The 7,616-nt window shown below is 73.0% G+C and carries 7 protein-coding genes; 4 read left to right on the forward strand and 3 right to left on the reverse strand.

Annotated features, from left to right (window positions below):
* The first annotated feature begins 10 nt into the window (after positions 1–10).
* From ABTY62_RS14390 to ABTY62_RS14400, 3 genes are all read left to right on the forward strand, one after another.
* Positions 11–1,924 carry a S1C family serine protease gene (locus ABTY62_RS14390; protein ID WP_352129729.1) on the forward strand — a complete coding sequence of 638 codons (1,914 nt, stop codon included), beginning with the start codon at positions 11–13 and terminating at the stop codon, positions 1,922–1,924.
* A 131-nt stretch (positions 1,925–2,055) separates the two neighbouring features.
* Positions 2,056–2,538, forward strand: coding sequence for a sec-independent translocase (locus ABTY62_RS14395; protein ID WP_352129730.1), 483 nt, complete (start codon positions 2,056–2,058; stop codon positions 2,536–2,538).
* A 117-nt stretch (positions 2,539–2,655) separates the two neighbouring features.
* Positions 2,656–3,345 (forward strand): hypothetical protein, encoded by a 690-nt coding sequence (locus ABTY62_RS14400; RefSeq protein ID WP_311727644.1) that lies wholly within the window; start codon positions 2,656–2,658, stop codon positions 3,343–3,345.
* Positions 3,346–3,442: 97 nt separating this feature from the next.
* Here ABTY62_RS14400 and ABTY62_RS14405 read toward each other — a convergent pair whose 3' ends face one another.
* The 3 genes from ABTY62_RS14405 to ABTY62_RS14415 are packed head-to-tail and all read right to left on the reverse strand — an operon-like array spanning position 3,443 to position 6,522.
* Positions 3,443–4,597 carry an Mrp/NBP35 family ATP-binding protein gene (locus ABTY62_RS14405; protein ID WP_352129731.1) on the reverse strand — a complete coding sequence of 385 codons (1,155 nt, stop codon included), beginning with the start codon at positions 4,595–4,597 and terminating at the stop codon, positions 3,443–3,445.
* A gap of 43 nt (positions 4,598–4,640) precedes the next feature.
* A complete protein-coding gene (locus ABTY62_RS14410) occupies positions 4,641–5,186 on the reverse strand; it encodes a DUF1003 domain-containing protein (RefSeq protein WP_352129732.1) in 546 nt (181 codons plus the stop codon).
* Positions 5,176–6,522: a magnesium transporter MgtE N-terminal domain-containing protein gene (locus tag ABTY62_RS14415; RefSeq protein WP_352129733.1), complete on the reverse strand. Its 1,347-nt coding sequence runs from the start codon at positions 6,520–6,522 to the stop codon at positions 5,176–5,178. The genes ABTY62_RS14410 and ABTY62_RS14415 overlap by 11 nt, the downstream gene beginning before the upstream one ends.
* 174 nt (positions 6,523–6,696) lie before the next feature.
* Here ABTY62_RS14415 and ABTY62_RS14420 point away from each other — a divergent pair, with 174 nt between their 5' ends.
* A complete protein-coding gene (locus ABTY62_RS14420) occupies positions 6,697–7,461 on the forward strand; it encodes a hypothetical protein (protein WP_502997459.1) in 765 nt (254 codons plus the stop codon).
* Positions 7,462–7,616 lie beyond the last annotated feature (155 nt).

Here is a 7,616-nt window from a genome sequence, read left to right on the forward strand (position 1 = left end):
TGAGGAGATCATGGACGAGGGGAAGGCCACCGGGCCCAAGCCGAAGTGGTGGAGCCGTCCGGACGCGCGGCCCGGCGGCCGATCGTCATCCGGGGCCGGGCTGAGGCCCGCGGGAGACACCACGGCCGGGGATGCCGCGGCGCCCGGCGCGGCCGGCGGCGCACAAGGCCCGGCTGACGGCGCGTCGGCTCCGGCGCCGGCGGGTGACACGGTCCAGGCGGCCGGGGCGGCCGAGCCCGGCGCGGCGCCCGTGGCCCAAGAGCCCGCCGACGGCACGGTAGGTGACGGCACGTCGGCCGCGTCTCCGTCATCGGCGGCCGACGGCGGCGATGCCGGGGCCGTGGCGGGAGCCGCCTCCGGAGCGGAGGCCGGGCGGGCCGCCACCCCGCTGCACGCCCCCGACCCGTACAGCACGCCGCCCTACGGCGGGCCGGGCCCCTGGGCGCCCGCCCCTCCCGTGCAGCGGCCCGTACCGACCCCGGCCCATGGCACCCACCTTCCGCCCGGCGTCGTCCCGGGCACGACCCCCGCACACGGCACCCAGGTGCCGCCCGCGGCGGCCCAGAACATGCCCCCGCCAGGGATGACCCCGGCCCACGGCACCCAGGTCCCTCCGCCCGGGATGACCCCCGCGCACGGCACCCAGCTTCCGCCGGGCGCGCAGGCGGACCCGGGCGCCCCCGTCACCGCCCAGCTGCCGCAGCAGCAGGCCGGGCCGCAGCCCCCCCTTCAGCCCCAGCCGGGACAGGCCGCGCAGTGGCAGCACTACGACCCGTGGACGGAGGTCCCCGCGCCGGAGAAGCCGCGGAGGTCCGACCGCCGTGTCGCTCTGATCGTGATCGCGCTGATCGCGTTGATCTCGGGCGGGATCGGCGGCGGCGTCGGCGCGTATCTGGAGCACCGGCGGACCACCGAGGACAGCGTCGTCGACCTCCCGCAGGCGCCCCTCGACAAGGGCGCCAGGGACCCGAAGAGCGTCGCCGGCATCGCCGAGAGGGCGCTGCCGGGCGTGGTGACCATCCATGTCAGGGGAGGCTCGGAGCAGGCCACCGGCACCGGCTTCGTGCTCGACAAGCAGGGCCACATCCTCACCAACAACCACGTCGTGGAGCCCGCCGGTTCGGGCGGCGACATATCGGTGACGTTCAACGGCGGCGAGGTGGCGGACGCCAAGGTCATCGGCCGCGACAGCGGCTACGACCTGGCGGTCATCAAGGTCGACGGCGTCTCGGGGCTGCGCCCACTGGCCCTCGGCAACTCCGACTCCGTGCGCGTCGGTGACCCCGTCGTGGCGATCGGCGCCCCGTTCGACCTGGCGGGCACCGTGACCTCCGGGATCATCAGCGCCAAGGAGCGCCCCATCACCGCCGGCGGCGATGAGGGCGACGGCAGCGACATCAGCTATGTCGACGCGCTCCAGACCGACGCCCCGATCAACCCGGGCAACTCCGGCGGCCCGCTGGTGGATTCCAGGGCGCGGGTCATCGGCATCAACAGCGCGATCCGGGCGGCCGACGACGGCTCGGGGCTCGGCGGCGGCCAGGGCGGCAGCATCGGCCTGGGCTTCGCGATCCCGATCAACCAGGGCAAGCGGGTCGCCGAGGAGCTGATCAACACCGGCAAGGCCACCCACCCTGTGATCGGCGTCACGCTCGACATGGAGTACGCGGGCGACGGCGCCCGGGTGCACACCCGCGGCACCGACGGCCCGCCGGTCAACACGGGCGGCCCGGGCGACAAGGCCGGGATCAAGGCCGGCGATGTGATCACCGAGGTCGATGGCGTACGGGTGCACAGCGGACAGGAGTTGATCGTCAAGATCCGCAGCCATCGGCCAGGCGACCGGCTCCGGCTGACGCTGCGGAGGGACGGCCAGGAGCGGACGGTGGAGCTGACGCTCGGTTCGGCCGGCGGCAGCGGCTGAGCACGCCCGGAGGGTGATGGCGGGCGGACGACGCCGGATGTTGGTCCGGGCGTCTCCCGTCCCGCCCCCACTGACGGGTACGGTGTTCAGTGGCCTGGACCGTGGCCACAGACGTCTCAAGGAGCTGCAAGGTGTTCTTCGACATAGGACCCCTCGAGCTGATCGCGCTCGTCGTCCTTGCGGTGCTCGTCTTCGGCCCGGAGAAGCTTCCCAAGGTCATCCAGGATGTGTCGCGGTTCATACGCAAGGTGAGGGAGTTCTCCGACAACGCCAAGGAGGACATCCGCTCCGAGCTGGGCCCGGAGTTCAAGGACTTCGAGTTCGAGGACCTGAACCCGAAGAATTTCGTCCGCAAGCATGTGCTGGACTCGGACGAGCTGGGCCTCAAGGAGATCCGCAACGGCTTCGACCTCCGTAAGGAGATGGCCGAGGTCGCGGACTCGGTGAACGGCCGGGAGAGTGACTCCGCACAGGGCTCTTCCGGTTCTTCCCCGGCCTCCCAGTCCGGCGGCGGGTCCGGCTCCGGCAGCGGCTCCAGCACCCCTGACCTGCTGCGCAAGCGCGAGGAGCCGAAGCGCGAGGAGCGCCCGCCTTTCGACTCCGACGCCACTTGATCCCCCCGTATGCCCGGCCTGGTTGACCCGTATGGCTATCCTCCCTTTGTCCGGGGTGAGGACGCCTGAGGGGGGCGGGCCGCCCACGACGAAGGGCAACGAGGAGGCTCCGCACAGATGGAGACGACGGGTCGGCTAGGGGCGCATGGCGTGGCTGATACACCGGGCGCGCCCGCCGGGGACGGCGCGTCGGCCGCGCAAGGGATCCCCGCCGACGCTCGGCGGAAGGTGGACGGCTATCTGCTGGCCGCCTTTCCGTGGTACGGCCTTGACGAGGCGTTCACGGGACGGCGCTGGCTGATGCAGGTGGGCGCCGCCGCGGACGGCACGGTCGAGCACGGCTCCACCGGGCACGGCGACGAGCCGTCGCTGCGCGCGGAGACCGAGCCGGACCAGCAGCGCTTCGCGGTGGTGGTGACCGTGGCCAGCCGCCCGGTGCGGGACAGCGCGGACGGCACGGGCGTGCTGGAGGCCACCTCGGTCTCCTCGGCGGCCTGGCTGGCCGGGTCCGGACTGCTGTCGTCCACCTGGCCGACACGCATGGAGCGCGCGCTGCGCCAGGACTGGCTGGACCAGCAGACCGCGATCGCCTGGGAGCTGGCGGACGACCTGGAAGGCCCGGGCTGGTCGCAGCTGTCGCTGCCGGTGGACGGGGTGCCGACCGAATTCCACTACCGCGAGTCGGAGTACGGCTGGGTGCTGGCCGGCTCCGCCCGCGAGGGCGTGCACATCGGCGCGTACGGGCGCGGGATGAGCGCGTACGGGCTGGGCTTCGCGGTGGTCAAGGACATCACGGCGTACGAGTAGCCGCACGGCGGCACATGGGTGGACATGAGTGGGGCGGCCCCCCTTGGGAGGCCGCCCTCAGTGGCTCATGGTGCGCGGCCCGCGGCCGCGCACGCGCTCAGAACTTGTTGCGCGGCGTGATGCCCAGCGACATGCCCGCCAGCCCGCGCTGCCGCCCGCCGAGCTTGCCCGCGATCGACCGCAGCGCGCTGCCCGCCGGGGAGTCGGGGTCGGTCAGCACGACCGGCTTCCCCTCGTCGCCGCCCTCGCGCAGCCGCACATCGATCGGGATGGAGCCGAGCACCGGCACCGTGGCGCCGGTGGCCCGGGTCAGCCCGTCGGCGACCCGCTGGCCGCCGCCCGTGCCGAAGACGTCGACCATCTCGTCGCAGTGCGGGCAGGGCAGCCCGGCCATGTTCTCCACCACGCCGACGATCTTCTGGTGGGTCTGGACCGCGATCGAGCCCGCCCGCTCGGCGACCTCGGCGGCGGCCTGCTGCGGCGTGGTGACGACCAGGATCTCGGCGTTGGGCACGAGCTGGGCCACGGAGATCGCGATGTCGCCGGTGCCGGGCGGCAGGTCCAGCAGCAGCACGTCCAGGTCGCCCCAGTAGACATCGGCCAGGAACTGCTGGAGCGCGCGGTGCAGCATCGGCCCGCGCCACACCACCGGAGTGTTGCCCGGCGTGAACATCCCGATCGAGATGACCTTCACGCCGTTGGCCGACGGCGGCATGATCATGTTCTCGACCTGGGTGGGGCTTCCGTCGGCGCCCAGCATGCGCGGGACCGAGTGGCCGTAGATGTCGGCGTCCACGACGCCGACCTTCAGACCGTCGGCGGCCATCGCCGCGGCCAGGTTGACCGTCACCGACGACTTGCCGACGCCGCCCTTGCCGGACGCCACCGCGTACACCCGGGTCAGCGAGCCGGGCTTGGCGAAGGGCACCTCGCGCTCGGCCTGGCCGCCGCGCAGCGAGGCGGCCAGCTCGCGCCGCTGCTCGTCGCTCATCACATCCAGCTCGACGGTGACCCCGGCCACCCCGGCGACCTTGCCGACCGCCTCCCGCACCCGCTCGGTGATCGTGTCGCGCATGGGGCAGCCGGAGACCGTGAGATAGACCGCCACCGCGACCGTCCCGTCCGCCGCGATCTCGACGGATTTGACCATGCCGAGATCCGTGATCGGCTTGTGGATCTCCGGGTCGTTGACCGTGGCGAGCGCGGCGCGCACCGCGTCCTCGGTCGGCGTGGGGGCAGTGTCGGTAGCCATACGGAGATGGTACGGCGCGGCGGGTACTCGGCGGTAAGGGCCGTCAGCGGTCTGATTCGTCACGTGGGGCGTCGGAGGGCGGCGCGCCGGGGGACGGGGCACCGGACGGCGGGGTGGCCCGGTCCCTCTCCTGGTCCCTGATCAGCTCCTGGAACTGGGAGCGGATCCAGTCGCGGGTGGCCACCTCGCCGAGCCCCATCCGCAGCGCCGCGATCTCCCGGGCCAGGAACTCGGTGTCGGCGATGGATCGGTCGTCCCGGGCACGGTCCTGCTCCAGGGTGACGCGGTCGCGGTCGGCCTGCCGGTACTGGGCGAGGAGGATCAGCGGGGCCGAGTAGGAGGCCTGGAGCGAGAGCATCAGCGTCAGAAAGATGAACGGGTACGAATCGAACCGCAGCCGCTCCGGGGCCAGGATGTTCCAGCCGAGCCACACGGCGACGAAGACCGTCATCCAGGCGATGAAGCGTCCGGTGCCCAGGAAGCGGGCGATCTGCTCCGACGCCTTGCCGAACGCCTCCGGGTCCCACCGCGGCAGTCGCACGCGGCGCGGCTCCCTGGGCCGGTCGAGCCGGGTTCCCTCACCTGGCATCGGGGACCTCTGGCCAGCCGCCGGGCACCTCGGGCCTGCCGTCCGGGACCTCGGGCGGCGCGCTGCCGGGGACCGGGCGCACCGTCAGGCCGTACAGCTCCCGCTCCCGCCAGTCGTGCGGCAGCAGGTGGTCGAGTACGTCGTCCACGGTCACCGCGCCGAGCAGCGAGCCGCTCTCGTCCACGACCGGCGCCGTGACCAGGTTGTACGTGGCCAGATAGCTGGTCACACCGGGCAGCGGGGCCTCCGGCGGCAGCGGCCGCAGATCGGTGTCCACGACCGAGGCGACGAGGGTGTACGGCGGCTCGCGCAGCAGCCGCTGGAAGTGCACCAGGCCCAGATAGCGGCCGGTCGGCGTCTCGTCCGGCGGCCTGCACACATACACCTGCGCGGCGAGTGCCGGGGTCAGGTCCTGGTTGCGCACCCGCGCCAGCGCGTCCGCGACCGTCGCGTCGGGGCGCAGCACGATCGGGTCGGGCGTCATCAGCCCGCCCGCCGAGCCCTCCTCGTACGACATCAGCCGCCGCATGTCCGCCGCGTCCCGCGGCCGCATCAGGGCCAGCAGCCGCTCCTTGTCCTCCTCCGGGAGCTCGGAGAGCAGATCGGCCGCGTCGTCCGGGTCCATCGCCTCCAGGACGTCGGCCGCGCGCTCCTCCTGGAGCTTGCCGAGGATCTCGACCTGGTCGTCGTCCGGCAGCTCCTCCAGGACGTCGGCGAGCCGCTCGTCGTCCAGCGCCGCGGCCACCTCGCCGCGGCGCTTCGCCGAGAGGTGGTGCAGTACGTTGGCGAGGTCCGCGGGGCGCAGCTGCTCGAAGGTGGCCAGCAGGTTCTCCGCGCCCTGCCCGTGCTCCTCCAGGGAGAAGCCGGTGACCGCGGACCAGTCGGCGATCAGCGTCTCCCCGCGCCGCCGCAGCGCGCCCGACCTGCCGCGCCGTACGAAGACCTTCTCGATCGCCCAGTCGCGGCGGGCGGGCAGCTGCCCCATGGCCACGTCGAGGACCGTCACGTCCTCGCCCGTCTCCACCAGCGTCACGGTCCGGTCGAGCAGCTCGCCGAGGATCAGGGTCTCGGTCGGGCGCTGCTCGAAGCGGCGCATGTTGACCACGCCGGTGGTGATGACCTGTCCGGACTCGACGCCGGTCACCCGGGTCATGGGCAGGAAGATCCGCCGGCGGGTGACCACCTCGACCACCAGCCCCAGGACGCGCGGCGCCCGCCCGCCGAGCCGCAGCATGGCCACCAGGTCACGGACCCGGCCCACCTGGTCGCCGTTCGGGTCGAAGACGGGAACACCCGCGAGGTGCGAGACGAACACCCTGGGGGCGCCTGCGGGCATGTCATGCGCCTCCCTGTGAAGTATTTGTGGCTTATCTGGTTGAATGCCTGGTTCAGGCTAGCGCGCCCTGCCCTGCCCTGCCGCCGGGAGGTACGCTCCCGCGGCACCGTGCCGACACCGCTGGACAGCACCGGTACGCTGCCCCCTGCACCGGCTTCAGGAGGCAGAGCAGACGTGCGCACCCGGAACACGGCTCTCGTGGCGGCGATGTGCGCGGCGTTGGCCGCGACGCTCGCCGGATGCGGCGGCGACGGCGGCGGTGAGGACCCCGACGCGGGCACCAACGGCGTGGGCAAACTTCCCCCCGCCAAGATCGAGAGCAAGGCCCGCAACGCCGCGGCGGGCGCCGAGGCGGTACGCCTGTCCGGCAACCTCGTCACCAAGGGGCGCACCTACAAGGTCGACATGCGGCTCAAGGGGGACGGCGGCACCGGGCAGGTCTCCAGCGAGGGCAGCACCTTCGAGCTGCTGCGCGTCGGCAAGGAGCTCTACCTCAAGGCCGACGCGGGCTTCTGGTCACACGAGGACGAGAGCGGCAAGGGCAACGGCGGCGCGCCGACCGACGCCGACGCGGCGGCGGCGGACAAGCTCGACGACAAGTACGTGAAGGTGCCGGCGGGCGACCCCTCGTACAAACGGCTCAGCGGGCTGACGGACAAGAGCCTGCTGCTCGACGGGCTGCTCGCCCTGCACGGCGAGATCTCCACCGGCGACCGGGGCAAGGTCGGGGGCGTACGGACCATCCGGATCCGGGGTGGGGAGGGGAGCGGCGGGATGCTCGACGTCTCCCTGGAGGGCCGGCCGTATCCGCTGCGGCTTCAGCGGGCGGGTGACGCGGGGGTCATCCGGCTCGCCGACTGGGACAAGGACTTCACGCTGGCCGCGCCTGAGAAGGGCGATGTCGTGGACTACGGACAGCAGATTCCGAGCGGCACGTAGCGCCTGCGGCGGGCTGGCTCGGCGTTGTCCTGGCGGGCGTCGGCGCCTGCGGCGGGCCCTTTCCCCTACCCGCCCCTTCCCGAAACTTGGGCTCCGCCCCAGACCCCGGGGGCCGGGGGCAGGGGCCCGCGAGGCGGGCCCCTGCCCCGCGGTGG

The organism is Streptomyces sp. NPDC097640 (assembly GCF_040302705.1).
Lineage (GTDB): Bacteria > Actinomycetota > Actinomycetes > Streptomycetales > Streptomycetaceae > Streptomyces.

What these genes read in the sequence shown, in the direction of transcription:
- ABTY62_RS14415 (WP_352129733.1), bottom strand. Translation starts at nt 6,522, where the DNA reads ATGCCCGCAGGCGCCCCCAGGGTGTTCGTCTCGCACCTCGCGGGTGTT.
- ABTY62_RS14390 (WP_352129729.1), top strand. Translation starts at nt 11, where the DNA reads ATGGACGAGGGGAAGGCCACCGGGCCCAAGCCGAAGTGGTGGAGCCGT.
- ABTY62_RS14410 (WP_352129732.1), bottom strand. Translation starts at nt 5,186, where the DNA reads ATGCCAGGTGAGGGAACCCGGCTCGACCGGCCCAGGGAGCCGCGCCGC.
- ABTY62_RS14405 (WP_352129731.1), bottom strand. Translation starts at nt 4,597, where the DNA reads ATGGCTACCGACACTGCCCCCACGCCGACCGAGGACGCGGTGCGCGCC.
- ABTY62_RS14400 (WP_311727644.1), top strand. Translation starts at nt 2,656, where the DNA reads ATGGAGACGACGGGTCGGCTAGGGGCGCATGGCGTGGCTGATACACCG.